The organism is Oricola sp. (assembly GCF_022763245.1).
Taxonomy (GTDB): domain Bacteria; phylum Pseudomonadota; class Alphaproteobacteria; order Rhizobiales; family Rhizobiaceae; genus Oricola.
The window spans coordinates 1-17,019 of record NZ_JALEGV010000039.1; the positions used below are offsets into that span (position 1 = coordinate 1).

A 17,019-nucleotide genomic window follows, 5' to 3' on the forward strand; every position below is an offset into this window, starting at 1 on the left:
CCTGGATCATCCAGCCGGACCCGAGCCGCGAGAGGACGGCGTTGATCTGCCGCGAGACCTCGTTGCGCTCGATATTGGTGGAGCTCTCCGAATCCGGTCCGGCAAAATACCAGCCCGCCATCAGCGAGCCGTCCTTCAACAGGATGACACCGTCGGCGACCAGGCCGGCATAGGGCAACAGGTCGGAAAAGGATGGCTTTGTGTTCCGGAATTGCTTGAGGGCCACCATTGTCGGTCAGTACCTTCGCCAGGGCGACGACGTCGGCCGATAGTTCGGCCGGTAGCCGATGTGGCGCAGATAGACCTGCCGCATCATCGGGTCGGCCTTCGCCATGACGCGCAGCACACCGACGACACCGATCCAGATCCCAATGCCCAGCAGCACCGAGAACCAGGTCAGCACGACGAAGATCAGAATGACCGTCGCAAGCCCGGTGACGAGCACGAGTTCGCGGTCCGCGCCCATCAAATGGTTCGGCCGTGATAGTGCGCGATGGATCCGCGCGGTTGCGAGGGGAGCAACGGTTTCAGCCATCGCTCCCCTCCCCCGCCGCACTCAGGTTCGCCTGATCAGGGAGGTCAATCGAGGCGCCCGATGCGCCGAACAGGCCAACGATCTGTGTGGCTCCGAGCAATATACCGGCAACAAGCACGACATACATCAGCCTTCGTGCAAAATCGTTGAGCTCGCCGCCGAAGATCAGCATGCCGCCGGCGACCGCGACGGCGGCAAGGGCGATGAAGCCCGCCACCGGCCCCGTGATCGATTCCTGGATCGTCTGCAGCGGCCCTTCCCAGGGCAGGCTGCCGCCGGAGCTGGCAAGCGCCGGCGTTGCGGCGACGCAGGCGATGGCAATCAAGAGCCCCGAAGTTGCGGGGCTGCGGAATTTATGCGGCATGGCTGTCCTCATCGATCTGTGCGTGATGTTCGGTTTCGTATGTCGCGCCGTCGAAGCCTCTGAGCCGCATCACATCGCGGACACGGCGCCCGGTGGCGGTGCGTTCGATGGAGATGACGAGATCGACCGCTTCCGCGATGACCTCGCGCATTGGCTGCTGGCTTGCCTCGGCAGTGAGCTGCTCAAGGCGTCGGAGAGCGGAATGCGCGTTGTTTGCGTGGATTGTCGTGATGCCGCCCGGGTGGCCGGTATTCCAGGCCTTCAGGAGCGTCAGCGCTGCACCGTCCCGAACCTCGCCGACGATGATCCTATCCGGTCGAAGACGCATGGTGCTCTTGAGCAGGCGGCCCATGTCGACCGTGTCCGTCGTGTGCAGCGAGACCGCGTTCTCCGCGGCGCACTGGATCTCGGCCGTGTCCTCAAGGATGAGCAACCGATGCCCAGGCGCTTCGCTGACGATCTCGGCAATGACTGCATTGGCCAGTGTCGTCTTGCCCGAGCCGGTTCCACCCGAGACGACGATGTTCAGGCGGTCATGTATGGCGTGCCGGATCAAGCTGGCCTGCAGCTTGGTCATGACGCCGCCCGACACATAATCCGACAGCGGGATCAGACGAGACGCACGCCTGCGGATCGTGAAGCTCGGTGCGCTGACCACAGGCGGCAGCAGACCTTCGAAGCGGTGCCCGTCGATCGGCAACTCGCCGGAGATAATCGGCTGATCCTCATCGACCTCCGTTTGCAGGGCGTGGGCAACACTGCCGATAATGATTTCGGCCGCGCCTGGCTTGAGCTCGCCGATGCGCTCGATCCCCTCCCCCAGCCGTTCGACGAACAGCCGGCCGTCCGGATTGAGCATGACCTCGACAACGTTGACGTCTTCGAGGGCGGCGCAGATCTTTTCGCCAAGGGCGTCGCGCAGCTTGCGGATCAGCCGTGACCGGGAGGACGACGCAGTCATAGCGCTCCTCCTCTCGGTGCAATCCGGGCACCATCGTTACGACCAAACAAGGTTTGCATGACATCCGCCGCTGCTACTCAAAGGTGAGTTGCGGCTTTTGCCGCATGAGGCGGAACCGGTCATCCCGGCAGTTCTGCCGGGGTCGTGCCCTATTTCGTGCTGGAACCGTCTCTCACCGGGGCTTTGAGGCGACTCACTTTGCTGAGTCGGGTTCGGAATTGGCGGAGTTCTGCGGATTCCGGATAAATCGGGGCACGTCGCTGCTGCTGTGGCGCCCTCCCCCGTCAAAACTGCCGGGATAAGATTCTGACGGGTGCACGCAGAACACCTCAACTAACCAACGGAAAACGCTGGAAGAATCGACTTGACGTTGACGTCCGTCGCTATTTCGGCCCGACTCGCATTAAGGTTTCATTAACCAAAAACCGCTTGCGCCTAATCCGGAATCGCACATAGTAATAACGCTTTCACGCGCTTTGTCTTGGAAAAAGCGTTATTTCAAGAAAAGAGAGAATTCGGTGGTGCCGGTCATAGAGCAAGACGAGTTGGATTTCGACGAAGAGATCATCCAGCAGGGTGAGTTGATCTCTGACCGGTTGAACATGCTCCGTCTGGAGCAGTATCCGCCTGACGCGCAAAAAGGACTGCGATTGTTCTCGCTTGCCGAGGTGGCGGATTTCATTGGTGTAACACAAAACCACATCAAGAAACTCCACCTCGACGGAAAAGGCCCCGTTCCCACGGTGTCATCCTCAGGCAGGCGCTCTTACACAGCGGAGCAAATGCTCGAGCTTCGCCAGTATCTCGACAAACACGGCCGCAGCGACGTGAAGAACTATGTGCCGCGTCGGCGAGACGGCGAGCACCTGCAGGTGATTTCGGTTGTCAACTTCAAGGGTGGTTCGGGAAAGACAACAACCACGGCCCATCTCGCGCAGTATCTTGCCCTGACCGGGCACCGGGTCCTTGCCATAGACTTGGACCCTCAGGCTTCATTGACAGCGCTGCACGGAATTCAGCCCGAGTTGGACAAGAACCCTTCGCTCTTCGAGGCGCTTCGATACGACGACGAAAGATGCTCGATTAAGGAAATCATTCAGACGACGAATTTCCCGGGTCTTGATATTGTTCCGGCGAACCTTGAGCTGCAAGAGTATGAGTATGAGACTCCGCTCGCCGCAGCAAACTCGCAAGAGGGTCGCCTCTTTTTCACACGTATTTCGCGGGCCCTGAAAGAAGTCGACGACCGATACGACGTGGTCGTAATCGATTGCCCTCCTCAGTTGGGGTATCTTACCCTCACGGCGCTCACGGCATCTACCGCTGTACTGATCACTGTTCATCCCCAAATGCTGGACATAATGAGCATGAGTCAGTTTCTGCTGATGCTCGGCGGGATCCTGCAATCAATCAAAAGCGCCGGTGCAAAGGTTACACTTGATTGGTTCCGGTTTCTTGTGACGCGATACGAAGCTACCGATGGCCCGCAAGCGCAGATGGTTGGCTTCATGCAGGCCATGTTCAGCAAGAGAATGCTGAACAATCAAATGGTGAAGTCGACTGCCATATCCGACGCCGGCATCACAAAGCAGACGGTCTACGAAGTCGAGCGCGCTCAGTTCGTGCGAGCGACCTATGACCGGGCGGTCGAGTCCCTGAACGCGGTAAACAGCGAAATCACAGCTCTCGTTCACAAGGCCTGGGGCCGAAAATGATCGAAAGTTTGACAGCCGTGCAAACTGCCAAAAAACAAAGGCAGTTCAACAAGATATATTCGATCTCGGGTATGACGAATGGCTAGGAAGCATCTTCTCGCAAACATTGGCGCACAACCAACCAAGCCGGCGGAATCCGCTGAAAAGGGCGAGTCACGCGTTGAATACGCGCGGCGCGGCGCATCGCGCTCAATGATGCAATCACTCGATGATCTGGCAGAGAACTCGATGCGTGTGCTTGAGGGCGACGTGGTCGTTGCTCTGGACCCGGAAACGTTGGACCCCTCTCCTTATCAGGACCGAATTGGCGAGGACTTGGCCAAGGACCAGGAGCTCCTCGAAGCGATCAAGGAAGCGGGCCAACATCAGCCTGTACTCGTTCGACCGAATCCCAACGACAGCAACCGTCATATCATTGTGTTCGGGCATCGTAGGGTTCGCGTCGCCAAGAAACTGGGCCAGAAGGTCAGGGCGGTTATCAAGCCCCTCGAAGAGATAGCCCACGTGATCGCGCAGGGCCAGGAGAACTCGGCCAGAGACGATCTCAGCTTCATTGAGAAATCACTCTACGCTAGACGCCTACAAGAATCCGGCATCGACAAGGGCACGATCAAAAGCGCGCTCACCGTTGATGACACCTTGCTGTCCAGAATGCTGTCGGTAGCCGAAACGGTCCCTGCCCCCATTTTGGATGCTCTTGGCGCCGCCAAGGGCATCGGACGTGATCGTTGGGAAGACCTCAAGAAGACAGTACAAGCCCCCGCGAAATCCGCTCAAGCTCTGGAACTGGTTCAATCGGACGCTTTCACGGAACTCGACGAAGCCGATCGGTTCGGCTTTCTGCTTGAAAAGCTGAAGGCCTCCGGATCGAGGAAGCCTAAGAAACAATCGCCAGCGGAAAAGGCCTGGAGTCTGTCCGACGACTCCGTGAAGGTTTCGACCAAGGACAGTGGCAAGGCTTTCACCTTGGCGTTGAAGGCCAAAGACGCTTCACAGTTCGGCGCCTATCTCTCGAGGAGACTAGAGCGCCTCTATCAGGAATTTCAGGAAAACGGAGAGGAGGGAGGCGACTGAATCAACGGCCGAAGCTCTCGGCCAAGGGAAATTTGGCAAAGAAAAAGGCCACCGAAATCGCTTCCGGAAGCCCATTCCTTGTGTAGCAGCTAGAGAATCGCACTTCCGAGAATCACAGTCAAGGCTCTTTTGAGCCGAGAGCGCCATTTCGGCGAGCAGATTTCTGTTGCCTAGCGATAGGTGAAAGAAAATGCAGACGCATATCACAACGACGCCCTTTGGGCGGCGGCCGATGACACTTGGCCTGATGGCAAGCCAAGTCGCCGCGAAATCCATGCCGCAGGGCGCCAAGGTCGAAAAGTGGAAGACTTTTCACGCGATCCGGGATGCCAAAGAGCCGCTTGGCGCCACAGATCGTGCTTTGGCGATCCTCAACGCGCTGTTGTCGTTCCATCCGGAGAGCGAACTGACATCTGAAGGCGAACTGATCGTTTGGCCCTCCAACGAGCAACTGACCGCTCGCGCCAACGGCATGTCGCCGGCGACCCTTAGACGTCATCTGGCCTGTCTGGTCGACTGCGGGCTGATCATCCGCCGCGACAGCCCGAACGGAAAGCGGTTCGCGCGCAAGGGCAGGGGCGGCCAGGTCGAACAGGCCTATGGCTTCGATCTCTCGCCGATCGTCGCTCGCGCCGAAGAGTTCGCTGAGCTCGCAGAGGCCGTCCAGGCCGAGAAACGCGCCTACAAGGCGGTCAGAGAGCGCCTGACCCTGCTGCGGCGGGATATCGTCAAGATGATTGACGCCGGCCTCGAGGAGGGCGTACCGGGCGATTGGGGCCTCATGACGCGAACCTATCAGGAAATCATGGCCAGGCTTCCCCGCACGGCGCCACGTCTGGTACTCGAGGATATTTGCGAGGATCTCGAGTTGCTCTGGGTGGAAGTGCATGACGCACTGGAATCATTCACGAAATCAGAAAATATGAGCGCCAATGAGTCTCATTCTGAGCACCACATACAGAATTCAAACCCAGACTCCATATCTGAATCTGAAAAAGGCACTCGAAAAGAAAATGAAGCGAGCGGCACCGCCGAGGAAAATGGCAACCTGTGGAGCTTGCCGAAGCGGGAGTTGCCATTGGGTATCGTGCTGGATGCGTGCAAGGGCTGGTGCGATCTGGCCAAAAACGGGGAAATCCGAAACTGGCGGGACTTTTTGGCGGCCGCGGACGTCGGTCGCGTAATGCTGGGGGTCAGTCCAAGCGCCTGGCGCGAGGCCTGCGAGGTTCTCGGCGATAAGCACGCGACGATTACGCTCGCTGCGATCTATCAGCGGGCCGATCAGATCAACAGTCCCGGCGGCTATCTGCGCAGCCTGACCGACAAAGCGCGGGAAGGCAAATTCTCGGCCTGGCCGATGATAATGGCTCTGCTGAACGCCAAGCTCGAGGCGGACAAGGCCGCGGCCCAGGCGTCTTCTCAGGCCCAGCAACCGCCGGAGAGCCGGGAAGGGGGCTTCGAAGTGTCTGATGCACTTCGTCAGTCGATGAAAAAGTGGGATTCATGACGCGCACCGGTGCAAGAGAACCGGTTCTCGATCGGCCAGAACGTCAGTCGGTATCGACAAGACAGTCGAAGGCATCGAGCAGGGTGTCGACGATCGTCTGGCCGAGGGCGTTTGCAGCATCGGCAATCCGGCTTTCGTCACCTGTCCGGGCGGCTGTGGCGAGGCTCGAACCCTGCTCCACAATGATGCCATTTGCGCGGTCCATGGCCCATTGCGCAAAATCCTCGCGACTGTTGATGATCAGCGTCTCTGTTTCCATGCACGTGCGCTCCGGGCTTTACGGTTTGTTTGCCATGTTCTGGCTAGGCTCGAGATGCGCGATTTGTACTGCGTTCGCGCCGATCGTTCACCCCGGCATTTCTGTCTCACGGGCGTCGATCAGCCCGCAGCGTTTTGCGCGGTCGATGAGGTTCTTGACGGAAGAAGGCGCCCATTTTGCACCGCCCCGTGGCGTGCGCTCATGCAGCCGCTCGAGCTGGTTCGCGATTTCGCGCAGTGTTAGCCCCGGATTGGAGGAATGGATCCCGGCGACGAGCGTCATGAGGCGATGCTCCGGCGGCCGCGGCGGCGACTTCCGCAGAAGCGACGCATCGGCCATACCCTCCGAGACCATCCATTTAACGGCGCGACGCAGCCGCTCCGATGTCCAGTCGAAACCGCGCTGTTTGAGAACCCGCGCGATGTCGTCCCAGGTGTGGTCTGGGCGCATCCGTTTCACCGTTGGAAGCCATTGCGAGGCCGTGGCCTGAAGACGTGCCCCATAGGCTGCTTTCTGCGCCAGCTTCATCTTCGAGAGCATCTCCGGCCGGCGCTCACGGATGCCCGGATTGCCTGGCAGGCGTCCCTTGGCCTTGGCTGCTGCGATCCCGGCCTTGGTGCGTTCGGAAATCAACGCCCGCTCGAGCTGGGCCACGGCGCCGAGCACTTGCAGTGAAAACATGCCCTGGGGCGTGCTCGTGTCGATCGGATCTCTCAGTGAGCGAAAATGCGCGCCCTTTGCCGTCAGGTCCTCGATGACATTCAGGAGATGGCTCACGGAGCGCGCCAGGCGATCGAGCCGAACCACAATGAGAGTGTCGCCGGCACCGATGTCCTGAACAAGCCGTGCGAGGGCAGGACGGGCGCGAGAGGCGCCGGAGCCGTGTTCCTGAACGATGGTGTCGCAGCCGGCCGACCGCAGCTCCATCTCCTGCGCCTGTGTCGCCTGCTCATCCGTAGAGACGCGCGCATAGCCGATTAGCCGTCCCTGTGATCGACGCGAGGTCCGAATTTGCGTGTCAGCGGCCATTTGCAGCGCCTGGGAGACATACGAGACCGGTTGTTCCAAACATAGAAGATACGGATAACTGATCGGTTGAAAGTATCGTTCAATGGGTTGGCCATTGACTCTGCCCAAAGGTGTCCACTATATAACCCATTGGGTTATAGGAAGCGCATGCAAACCGTCGCAGAGACACCATTGTTCATCAAGCAGGCGGCGGAGCTGTTCAGCGAGGATGAGCGAAAGGAACTAATCGATTTTCTGGCGGCCAATCCGCAGGTGGGTGACGAGATTCCTGGCACCGGTGGCGTTCGTAAGATGCGGTTCGGCGCCAAAGGCAAGGGTAAGCGCGGCGGCGCAAGGGTCATCTACTATTGGTACAGCGATGATGCACCAATCTACGCGCTGTTGGCCTACGGCAAGAATGAAAAGGTGGATTTGAAGCCGGACGAGGCAAAGGCGGTTGAAGCCTTCGCCAAGGCGATCAAGGCAGCGAACAGGAGCAGGGCGTGAGCGAGATGACAAAATTCGGCGCTGATCTGGTCCAGGCCATGTCGGAAGCTTTGGCGCATGCACAGGGCAAGGACATCCCTGGCATCAGGGTACACGGCGTGGATGTCGGGGCGGTGGATGCCAAGGCGATTCGCAAGAAGCTCGACCTGACCCAGGACGAAATGGCAACGGTATTAGGAACCAGCCCATCCGGCTACAAGAAATGGGAGCAGGGGAAGCGTCAGCCGAGCGGGGCAGCGCGCACCTTGCTGCGTATCATGGAGAAGGAGCCCGAAGCTGTGCTGCGGGCCCTGTCATCCAAGGATGAGCCATCCGACAGGAAGAACCCAACTGCTGAGCACTGAGGGGGAAGGGGAGGGGCTGTCAGAGCCCCGACGCCTTGGTGAGATTGACGCGGAAGCGATCGCGCCTGCGCTGATATTTGCGTGTCATCTCGGCGCTGGTGTGTCCGAGCTGCTTTTGCACATAGCGTTCATCGACCTCGGCCGAGGAGGCGAGCCCGGCCCGTAGCGAATGGCCGGCAAACAACTTCTCGCGTTCGCCCTCGGGCAGATCGCCGCGCACGCCGGCGGCCATTGCTGTGCGCTTGACGAGGCGGGCGACCTCCTGGTCGTTGAGCCGATCGGTGCCGACTGCCTTGCCTTGGCCGGTAACGCGCCGAAACAGGGGGCCGTGGGCGATGCGCGCGAACTTGAGCCAGGTCTCGAGTGCCACAGCCGGGCAGGTCGCGTCGGTCGAACCGCGGCCGATTTCGACCTCGCGCCAGCCGGTCTTTCCGCGCAGCGTCACCAATATGCCCTTGTCGAGAATTTCCACCCAGCCGCGGCCGTCTTCGGCCTGGCCGCGGCCGCAATCGAGGCTGACGATCTCAGAACGGCGCAGGCCGCCGGCAAATCCGAGCAGCAACATCGCCCGGTCGCGCAGGCCTCGCAGCGTGCCGCGGTCGAGCGTCTCCAGCATGGCGATCAGATCCTCGGGGAGGATGGCTTCCTTCTGGCGGGGAGGGGCGGCGTGCTTGTTGCGGATGCCGGCCATGACGGTGGCGATGTGGCGGTCCTTCCTGTCGAGCGGCTGTCCGCGTTGCGCATAGTTCCACGACAGCGAGGATAGCCGGCGTTCGATCGTCGACACGGATTTCTTCTCACCGGTTGCCGCGCCGGAGGCGAGTGCAGTGATGTACAGGCCCACGGACTGCGGATCGGGAGGCATAAGCGCAAAACCCTGGCGCCGACACCAACTGGCAAAATGTTTCCAGTCGGATGCGTAAGCGCGGCGGGTGTTTGCGGAACTTGCTGCCTCGACGTAATCGCGCGCACGGTCTGCGAGCGCGTCGAGGCCCGTTGGCAGGCGGGGATGCGAGGCGACGGGAAGGGAAGGTGAGGAGCTCTCGATCTCGTCGCTAGCCTGGGGTTCCTCGTTGAAAATGGCGTTCAGGTCGATATCGGGCAAATCGTCCGCGGAGACCGATGGAGCGGTTTTATCGACGGCCGGGGACGCTTCCTGTGATCGAGCGGAGCGTCCATGCGCACGCTTATTGGGATTTTGATCGACGAGTGAGGCCATTTCCCATAGAAAGACGAAAACAAACGATAATGCAAGATTATCGGTCATTTTTTCTTATCGACAGGCGCGGCGGTTTCTGCGCGAAACAGTAGCCTTAAGCGCCGTTCCATGATAGCCGGAATCATGGCGAAACCACCCCGATTCGCGCTGCCGTCACCGCCGTCCTTTGCGCCGCTGCCGGCCGTGCTCCGTCCTAAAACCGACCCGGAAGGCCCGGCGGATGCCGGTTTTCTGGCCGGTTCGGCGCTGGCCTGGCTGCACGCGATGGCTTGCGACGAGCATCCGATCGGCAGCCTCTGGCGGCAGCGCCTGGCGCTCGCCAATGCGGCGGCCTTGATGTCGATGCTGGGGCGTTCTGAGGACGAGGCGGCCCTGCGCGATGCCGTGATGCTCACACGTCCGGGCGACGATCCGGGACCGGCCGGCAAGGTTCTGATGGCGTGGCGGCGGCTGGCCGAGCGGCAGACGCAGCTCGTCGATGATTGGTGGCTGTCGGCCTCGGCCGTTTTGGGACTCAGCGTCGATGAGCGGATGAGCGATGTCTACGCCGTGGCGGAACGCCTCGCGCGGGGCGAGGCCAACCCGATCGCTGCCGCTGCGGAAATCGCCGCGGTTTCGATGAAATTCCGCCCCGACGCCGAACTGCTGGCGCTGTGGCTGGCAGACGCCACGCTGGCGGCGCGACTGAAATGGCCGCGTCCGGTGCCGCTTCTTGCCCTCGAGATCAGGCGCAAGGACCTGCGCGCCGCGCCCGAGCACCTCGACGGCACAGGGCGCTGGCTGGCGACCTGTGCCGTGGCTTACGCCCGCGCCGCTGCGCGCGCGTCGGATCTGCATGGCGATCTGTGCCGGCGCGCGGGGCGTCTCGTGGCCGCAGCGCCGAAGATGCGCGCAAGGCACGCCGACGAGGTGATGTTGATCCTGATGATGGAGGATGCCCAGACGGCTCGCTCGGCGACCGATGCGATGAGCGAGCGCGCCGCCCGCCGGCTGTTCGAGCGTCTCGAGGGGCTTGGTGCCGTTCGCGAATTGACCGGGCGGCCGACATTCCGGCTCTACGGATTGTGATCGCCATGGCGGAGAGTTCGGCTAGACGGCGGAAAGGAAGCCAGGGAGGCAAAGGCCGCCCGGACGACGGTCTGTTCGACCGCGAGCTCGATCATCTGCCAGCGGAAGTCCGCTGGCGCGAATGGATGAACCGGGTCGAGGCGGTTATTTTTGCAGCGAGCGACCCGGTAAGCCGTGAGACATTGGCGCGCATCGTCGGCAAGGATTGCAGCATCGATCTCATCATCGACGATATCCGCGAGGAACTGCGCGGCCGCCCATACGATCTGGTTGCCGTCGCCGGTGGCTGGAGACATCTGACGCGGCCGGTCTATGGTGACGCTATCCGCGCAGCGATCGGCGCCAATAAGCCTACGATCGACCTCAGTCAGTCCGAGATTCTGGTGTTGATGTGCATCGCCTATTTCCAGCCGATCACGCGTGCCGAATTGTCGTCGTTCTTCGGCAAGGAGATCAGCCGCGATCTGATCGGCAGGCTGAGGGGCTTTGACATGATCGCGTCCGGGCCGCGCAGCCCGACGCCCGGCGCACCCTACACCTACGTGACGACGCCTGGTTTCCTCACGGAGTTTGGTCTGAACACGCTGCGAGATTTACCCGATTTCGAGGCGCTCGAAGATGCCGGGCTGCTGTCGAGAGAAAAATTGCTGGCCGGCGAGATCTCGCCGGAGCTTGCGGGCGCCGACGATAACGACGCGGACGCCGCCAACGAGGAATAGATGATCTATGCCAAGGCTGCTGGCCGCGATCCCGGGTTTGTTCGCTGCACGACCAGCGCCGCCGCGGTTCCAAGTGCCGCCGGACGCCAGCTGTAGGCGACACAGGCATCCCGGACGACCTGGTGACCGAAATCGCGACACAGCTTGTGTCGGTGGCGGCGGGCAGCGTCGTTGGTGGCAAGGCCCGCTTCTTCGCTTCAGGTCTCGTCGCCCGCGCCATACGCGATACAATGCCCTGGGGCACCTGGTCGTGATCGTTGATGGTGGGGACGATCGGCACACCAGAAGCAGGAATGGATCGACGACTTGCAGATTAGCGCCGTGTAGCGGCGGCAGATGCCTGTTTGGCCATTTCCCATAAGCGGACCTTGCGACCAGCGCTCCCGCAGGTCGTGGTCGCGCCTCACTTTGGATACATCGGCCTTGCCGTTCAATAAGAACAGATATCCTTGACGGCCACGCCGAATGTTGCAGGCGCGGCTGGATCGGGCATTGCGGATCGCGGTGCCCGGCGGTGACTTTCCGACCTGTCCCTAATCATTCCTGGAAGTCCGGACCTCCGCATTACCCACCGCAGGAAATCACTTCAAGGGCAGCGTCTCTCGAGGGGACGAGGCCCCTGTCTAGTTTTCTTTGGGACCGCCTGCGGCAGCGCACTGAATTGCCACGGCCGTGATCGCGATCCAGACGAGCAAGCGCAGAGTCATCGCGCCAACCGTCCGCATCTCGAATGCCGAGCCTTGGTAGACGTGCAGGCCGAACAAGGCGAACACCACAGCGATCGCCGCCACCAGAGCGATGGAGAACGCAACCGCCCAGCGGCGCCCCATGGCGATCCCGAAACCGGCAAGGACATAGGCGAAACCCGACAGAAAATTGAACCACAAGACGAAGGGGACCGCATCTCCGGCGGCGGCCTGTGCTGCGGCCCCTCCGAACAGCGCCCTGCCGCCGGACGCGATCGTCAGGATGCCGAATACCACCGCGACGCCCGAGGCTATCATGCGTGGCCTGCTATGCGATGATTGCGATTTCATGGCGCTTTTCCCTTCTAATGATCCAGTACCCCATCGCGCAGATGGAACAGCTGGTCGAACCGGTCATAAATCTTCTCGTCATGCGTGACGGCGACAATGCAGGCGTCCTGTTCGGCGGCCAGCTTGCGCATCAGGTCCATCACGATCCCCGCCCGCTTGCTGTCGAGGGCTGCCGTCGGCTCGTCCGCCAGAATGATGCGCGGACTGTTGGCGAGGGCGCGGGCAATGGCCACGCGCTGCGCCTCCCCACCCGACAGAAGCGCTGGCATGGCGTCCTTGCGGTGGCCGATTTCGAGATAGTCGAGCAACTCTACCGCGCGGGCCTGCGCCTCGGCCGCGGTCCTGCCCGCCAGGCGCAGCACCAGCGCCACGTTGTCGGTGGCATTGAGGAAGGGCAGCAGGTTGTGGAACTGAAAGATAAAGCCGATCTTGTCGAGCCGAAGCTTGCGCAGGTCCCGCCGGAGCCAGCGATCGTCATAGACCCGCTCGCCGTCCAGCGTCACCCGGCCCTCGGTCGGATCGATGATGCAGCCGATGATGTTGAGCAGCGTGGTCTTGCCGGAGCCGGAGGGCCCGAGCAGCGCAACCACTTCGCCCCTGTGCATCGTCAGGTTGACGTCGCGCAACGCGTCCACGCGTGTTTCGCCCTCGCCATAGTGCTTGGAGACACCGGCGATCTCGATCAGGGGCTGGCGGCTCGAAGCGTCGGTCACGTCAACCTCCGATCGCCGTTGCGGGGTCTACCTTCAGGGCCGCGCGAACGCCGAGCCCGCTGGCGGCAATGCAGACCACGAGGATGATTCCGGCCAGGGCCGCCGCGTTCACGGGCTCCAGCACCACGCGGCGCGGAAATGCATCCTTGACAAGCAGGATCAGGATCAGCCCGAAACTCCACCCGACCATTCCGAGCGCCACCGATTGCTGGACGATCAGTGCCACAATCGTGCGGTCCGGAGCGCCGATCAGCTTGAGCGTGGCGATCTGTTTCAGTTTTTCCATCGTCATCGTGTAGATGATGAGCGCGATGACCACGGCCGAGACCGTCAGCAGGATGGCGAGAAACAACCCGATCTGCCGCTTGGCCCGGTCCACGACCGAGCCCAGCAGGATTGCCTCCTGCTCAGCCTGTGTCAGCGCCCCGAGGTGTTTCCACTGCCTCACCGTTCGCGCCACGTCCTCGGGATCGGCTGTCGGCTCGAGCCGTGCGATCACCGCCGCGACCGTATCCGCGCTCTCCAGAAGTCCGGCGCCGCGCGCGACCTGAACGCGCTGGGCAGGTGGCGCCAGCTGCGACTGCAGGGTCTGCGCATCGGAAAGGGTGACGAAGGCTGCGGGATCGCCGCCGGAATTCATCGTGTCCTCGACCAGGCCAACGACCGCGAAGCTGTTGCGGCCGAGACGGATGCGATCGCCGACGACAAGGCCCGTCTCGCGGTCGGCGACGAGCTCGAAGTGGGTCTGGGTGATGCCGCGGCCTTCGGCGATGGTCTGCGGCCCTCCGGGGCGGCCGGGCTCGAAACCGATGACATAGAGACGCAAGGTCTCTCCTGCGTGGTCGGCCTCGACGGTCTGATAAGTGATGCTACCGGCTTCGGAGACGCCGTGCAGCCGGATCACGGCATCGCGGGTGCCGCCGGGGATCTTCGACGCTTCCGCGAACGGCCCCTGGGTGTCGGCCTCCACGACCCAGAGATCGGCCTGCGGGGCTTTCACGATGTTCAGGGCGTCGGCCACCAGACCGTTGTAGATGCCGATCATGGCAAGAACGACCGCCATCAGCAGGCTGAGGCCAAGACAGGTCAGCACGAAACGGAAAAGGTTGTGACGCACGTCGCGATAGGCAAGGTTCATGGCGCGGATCCGCCTTGCACCCGCGCAATGCGACCTTCGGTGAGCCCCTTGACGGGAGCCGCGACCACCTGGGCGCCGTCCGGCAGTCCGCTCACGATCTCCAGTCGGGCGTCTTCGGTGCGATAGCCGAAGACCAGCGGAACCTCCAGCAGTCTTCCGTCCCGCACGGCCCAGACGCGTCCCCGATGCCCGTCAAAGCCGCTGACCGCGACCTCCGGCACCAGCAGGGCTTCCGGCAGCGTCGCCACCGTGATCCTGACCTCGGCCTGCTCGCCGAGATAGGGCTGTGGGGGACATTGGTTGCAGGCGATCCAGACGCGCCGCTCCTCGTTCACCCGATCGCTCTCGATGCCGATCCGCGCCACGGCGCCACTGAAGGCCTCGAGCGGCAGCGACCGCAGCCGCACCTCCGCGCCCTGGCCAAGGGCGACCGTGCCGGCGCGCGCTTCGTCGATATAGGCCAGCGTCCAGACCGTCGCCGGGTCCATCAGCGTGAAGATCGGCTCGCCCGCGCGCACGACCGTGCCTGCCTCGACTTGGCGCTCGACCACGACCGCGTCGAAGGGTGCACGCAGAACGCGATACTCGAGGAGCGTCGATTCATAGCGAAGCCCGGCCTCGGCATCGGCGAGTTGGGCATGGGCGATCTCGACCTCGCTTTCGGCAACCGTCAGTTCGGCGGCCGCGACATCCACATCGCGCTGCGCCTCTTCCGCCGATTGCGCGGAGATCGCGCTGCGTCCGACAAGCTCCTGCTGGCGCGCGTTGGCCGCCTCGCGCTGCGCAAGGATCGCGCGGGCGCGGGTGACGCTGGCCTTGGTCTTGCCGAGCGTTGCGCCCGCGGCCTCGACCGCCGCCTCGGCCCGCGCCACGCGCGCCTGCTGTTCGGCGGTGTGCAGGCGGGCCAGGACTTGGCCTTTGGTGACCAAATCTCCACTGTCGACCGCAAGGTCGGTCAGCGCGGCGCCCACTTCGAAGCCGACCTTCGACACGATCCGCGCCTCGACAGTGCCAAGACCGTAGACGCGCACCGGGACGTTTTGCTCGGCCGACACGACCGGCACGACGAGGGGACGTTCGACGAGGAGAAAGTAGCCCCCCGCGCCAAGCGCGACCAGAATGGCCAATCCAAGAAAACTGCGACGCATCCTGCGGGTCATGTCTTGACCTCCTGGGGCGGCGGAACATGGAACAGTCTGAGTTGCTCGCCGAGCAGCCGGGCCCCCTCCGCCTCAAGCCCGAAGGCGCGACTGCCCAGCGACCAGCGGATCGCGAGGCCTTGCACGAGGGAAATCAGCAGGGCCGCGCAATCCTCCGGCTCGATGTCAAGGCGCATGGCGCCCCCCGCCTGGCCACTTTTGAGTTCCGCCGTCAGCAAGCCCTGGAAGCGCATCATCAACGCCCGGAAGCTCTGACGCAGTTCGGCATTTTCCGTTTGCAGTTCCCGCGAATGCAGGATGGCCGGGATCGCGGGATTGGCCTCGATCTGGCGCAGTTGAACGCGGATCAGCGCGATCAGCCGCAACTCGGGATCCGCATTCCCGGCGAGTTCCGCCTGCCAGGCTGTGGTCATCGTCTCGACTATCGCCTCGGCCACGGCACGCCACACGGCCTGCTTGGTAGGGAAATGCCGAAAGATCGCGGCCTGTGTCAGACCGACCGCATCGGCGATCGCCTGCGTCGTCAAGCGGTCGGGCCCAAGTTCGTCGGCGAGCAGCAAAGTGGCGGTCACTATCTCTGCCCTTCGCTGATCGGCGGATTTGCGGCCCATACGATGCTCCATATGTGAGTTATTGATCACTAACTAAGATTGCGAAGCTGTGGTGTCAAGGTCGCAAACTGGATGGAAGTAGCTGACTGACAGATGAATCTCGTCGCGCCCGCACCTGTATTCCGTCTATGGGGGATCGACAGGAGGCGCGCCCTTTACGCGATTGCATCAGAATCGGGAGGATCGGGACCTGGCCGCGTTTCTCAATTGCGCCGGCCATCTGCCGGACAACAGCATCATGCGCTTCAACGAGACATCGGCGGGAATGGTGCTGGCCGAAGCGGCGCGCGAGCCTTCCACTGATACCATCGTGGTCGGGACACACGGGCGTTCGTGCCTGCGGCGATCGGAAAGATTACCGGTCCACAAATAAAGCTGGCGCGGCAAGTTTGCCGATCTGATAGTTTCAATCAGATCGGACGCCACGTTAGTCCAAGGAAGCGCATGAAGGACAGCCGGTCCTGGATCTGGAACTCCGCCTGGTCGTCCGACAGGCTGTAGAGCGCCTGGAGGACTATAATTTTGACCATCAGCACAGCGTCATAGGGCGGCCGGCCGCCTCTGGCGCCATCCGACCGCTTCAGCGCCTTGGCCAGCGGTTTGCGGAATACAGCCCACGGAACCACCGCATTCAACTTCTCGAGTGGATCGCCGGCTTCGCTCAGCCGAACGTACCGCTCGTCAAGGTCTCAAAACCCAGCCTGTCCCCGCATTCACCGCCTCCGTGCAAATCAGCAGGGGAAGTGAATCAAAACGCGCTCCCGATTGCGAGGTTTTTAGAGCCGTCCAGTTGAGCGAAGAGCTGTATCGTTCGTTCGATATTGACGGCCTGCTCTACGCCTCCCGCCTTACCGGGGCAGAGTGTGTCGCCGTCTACGATAGGGCAGTCAAAACCAAACTTGCCTCCCGCTCAGCTGTGGAACTTGTTCGCCACGCTGATTTGGCTTCCGCGCTTCGGTCCATCGGCGTGACGGTGAGGCGCGTGTCAGTTAGCACTTAAATGTGAGAATGCGGCTGTTTTGAAGATTCTTGGCACTTTGATATGAGAATCATCCGGTCCAGTTCCTATATCAGTTGGAA

Annotated in this window: 19 protein-coding genes and 1 pseudogene; 7 read left to right on the forward strand and 13 right to left on the reverse strand. The window is 62.0% G+C overall.

Features of this window, described 5'->3' with window-relative positions; genetic code table 11:
* The 4 genes from MRY80_RS17525 to trbB all read right to left on the reverse strand — a co-directional run.
* Window positions 1–229 (reverse strand): hypothetical protein (locus MRY80_RS17525; RefSeq protein WP_293292352.1); only part of this gene is annotated, 229 nt, incomplete at its 3' end.
* A gap of 6 nt (window positions 230–235) precedes the next feature.
* A complete protein-coding gene (locus MRY80_RS17530; protein ID WP_293292353.1) occupies window positions 236–535 on the reverse strand; it encodes a conjugal transfer protein TrbD in 300 nt (99 codons plus the stop codon).
* A complete protein-coding gene (locus MRY80_RS17535) occupies window positions 528–899 on the reverse strand; it encodes a TrbC/VirB2 family protein (RefSeq protein ID WP_293292369.1) in 372 nt (123 codons plus the stop codon). Before MRY80_RS17535 ends, MRY80_RS17530 begins: the two co-directional genes overlap by 8 nt.
* Window positions 889–1,860 carry a P-type conjugative transfer ATPase TrbB gene (gene trbB, locus MRY80_RS17540; RefSeq protein ID WP_293292354.1) on the reverse strand — a complete coding sequence of 324 codons (972 nt, stop codon included), beginning with the start codon at window positions 1,858–1,860 and terminating at the stop codon, window positions 889–891. Before trbB ends, MRY80_RS17535 begins: the two co-directional genes overlap by 11 nt.
* A gap of 518 nt (window positions 1,861–2,378) precedes the next feature.
* Between trbB and repA the strand changes: the two genes are divergently transcribed.
* From repA to repC, 3 genes are all read left to right on the forward strand, one after another.
* The gene (gene repA, locus MRY80_RS17545; RefSeq protein WP_293292355.1) at window positions 2,379–3,575 is read left to right on the forward strand and encodes a plasmid partitioning protein RepA; all 1,197 of its coding nucleotides are present in this window, start codon (window positions 2,379–2,381) and stop codon (window positions 3,573–3,575) included.
* Between the two features lie 78 nt (window positions 3,576–3,653).
* Complete coding sequence (gene repB, locus MRY80_RS17550; protein ID WP_293292356.1) at window positions 3,654–4,649, forward strand: plasmid partitioning protein RepB; 996 nt, start codon at window positions 3,654–3,656, stop codon at window positions 4,647–4,649.
* Between the two features lie 190 nt (window positions 4,650–4,839).
* Window positions 4,840–6,156 (forward strand): plasmid replication protein RepC, encoded by a 1,317-nt coding sequence (gene repC, locus MRY80_RS17555; RefSeq protein WP_293292357.1) that lies wholly within the window; start codon window positions 4,840–4,842, stop codon window positions 6,154–6,156.
* 43 nt (window positions 6,157–6,199) lie between these two features.
* Here repC and MRY80_RS17560 read toward each other — a convergent pair whose 3' ends face one another.
* Both MRY80_RS17560 and MRY80_RS17565 read right to left on the reverse strand, forming a co-directional pair.
* Window positions 6,200–6,415, reverse strand: coding sequence for a hypothetical protein (locus MRY80_RS17560; RefSeq protein ID WP_293292358.1), 216 nt, complete (start codon window positions 6,413–6,415; stop codon window positions 6,200–6,202).
* Between the two features lie 87 nt (window positions 6,416–6,502).
* Window positions 6,503–7,444: a recombinase family protein gene (locus MRY80_RS17565; RefSeq protein ID WP_293292359.1), complete on the reverse strand. Its 942-nt coding sequence runs from the start codon at window positions 7,442–7,444 to the stop codon at window positions 6,503–6,505.
* Between the two features lie 171 nt (window positions 7,445–7,615).
* Between MRY80_RS17565 and MRY80_RS17570 the strand changes: the two genes are divergently transcribed.
* Together MRY80_RS17570 and MRY80_RS17575 are read left to right on the forward strand one after the other, a co-directional pair.
* Window positions 7,616–7,930 (forward strand): type II toxin-antitoxin system RelE/ParE family toxin, encoded by a 315-nt coding sequence (locus tag MRY80_RS17570; RefSeq protein ID WP_293292360.1) that lies wholly within the window; start codon window positions 7,616–7,618, stop codon window positions 7,928–7,930.
* A 5-nt stretch (window positions 7,931–7,935) separates the two neighbouring features.
* Entirely contained in the window at window positions 7,936–8,274 is a 339-nt protein-coding gene (locus tag MRY80_RS17575) for a helix-turn-helix domain-containing protein (RefSeq protein WP_293292370.1), read from the forward strand.
* A gap of 19 nt (window positions 8,275–8,293) precedes the next feature.
* Here the strand turns inward: MRY80_RS17575 and MRY80_RS17580 are convergent, their stop codons facing one another.
* Window positions 8,294–9,541, reverse strand: a complete 1,248-nt coding sequence (locus tag MRY80_RS17580; RefSeq protein ID WP_293292361.1) for a site-specific integrase — start codon at window positions 9,539–9,541, stop codon at window positions 8,294–8,296.
* A gap of 75 nt (window positions 9,542–9,616) precedes the next feature.
* Here MRY80_RS17580 and MRY80_RS17585 point away from each other — a divergent pair, with 75 nt between their 5' ends.
* Complete coding sequence (locus MRY80_RS17585) at window positions 9,617–10,561, forward strand: DUF1403 family protein (RefSeq protein ID WP_293292362.1); 945 nt, start codon at window positions 9,617–9,619, stop codon at window positions 10,559–10,561.
* Window positions 10,562–10,566: 5 nt separating this feature from the next.
* Window positions 10,567–11,280 carry an SMC-Scp complex subunit ScpB gene (locus MRY80_RS17590; protein WP_293292363.1) on the forward strand — a complete coding sequence of 238 codons (714 nt, stop codon included), beginning with the start codon at window positions 10,567–10,569 and terminating at the stop codon, window positions 11,278–11,280.
* A 623-nt stretch (window positions 11,281–11,903) separates the two neighbouring features.
* Here MRY80_RS17590 and MRY80_RS17595 read toward each other — a convergent pair.
* The 6 genes and pseudogenes from MRY80_RS17595 to MRY80_RS17620 all read right to left on the reverse strand — a co-directional run.
* Window positions 11,904–12,317: a hypothetical protein gene (locus MRY80_RS17595; protein ID WP_293292364.1), complete on the reverse strand. Its 414-nt coding sequence runs from the start codon at window positions 12,315–12,317 to the stop codon at window positions 11,904–11,906.
* A 14-nt stretch (window positions 12,318–12,331) separates the two neighbouring features.
* Window positions 12,332–13,030, reverse strand: a complete 699-nt coding sequence (locus MRY80_RS17600) for an ABC transporter ATP-binding protein (RefSeq protein ID WP_293292365.1) — start codon at window positions 13,028–13,030, stop codon at window positions 12,332–12,334.
* A 1-nt stretch (window position 13,031) separates the two neighbouring features.
* A complete protein-coding gene (locus MRY80_RS17605; protein WP_293292366.1) occupies window positions 13,032–14,168 on the reverse strand; it encodes an ABC transporter permease in 1,137 nt (378 codons plus the stop codon).
* Complete coding sequence (locus MRY80_RS17610; protein ID WP_293292367.1) at window positions 14,165–15,328, reverse strand: efflux RND transporter periplasmic adaptor subunit; 1,164 nt, start codon at window positions 15,326–15,328, stop codon at window positions 14,165–14,167. Before MRY80_RS17610 ends, MRY80_RS17605 begins: the two co-directional genes overlap by 4 nt.
* Window positions 15,325–15,939 (reverse strand): TetR/AcrR family transcriptional regulator, encoded by a 615-nt coding sequence (locus MRY80_RS17615; protein ID WP_293292368.1) that lies wholly within the window; start codon window positions 15,937–15,939, stop codon window positions 15,325–15,327. Before MRY80_RS17615 ends, MRY80_RS17610 begins: the two co-directional genes overlap by 4 nt.
* A gap of 428 nt (window positions 15,940–16,367) precedes the next feature.
* Window positions 16,368–16,604 (reverse strand): annotated as a pseudogene (locus MRY80_RS17620) (transposase); the annotation flags it as partial.
* Window positions 16,605–17,019 lie beyond the last annotated feature (415 nt).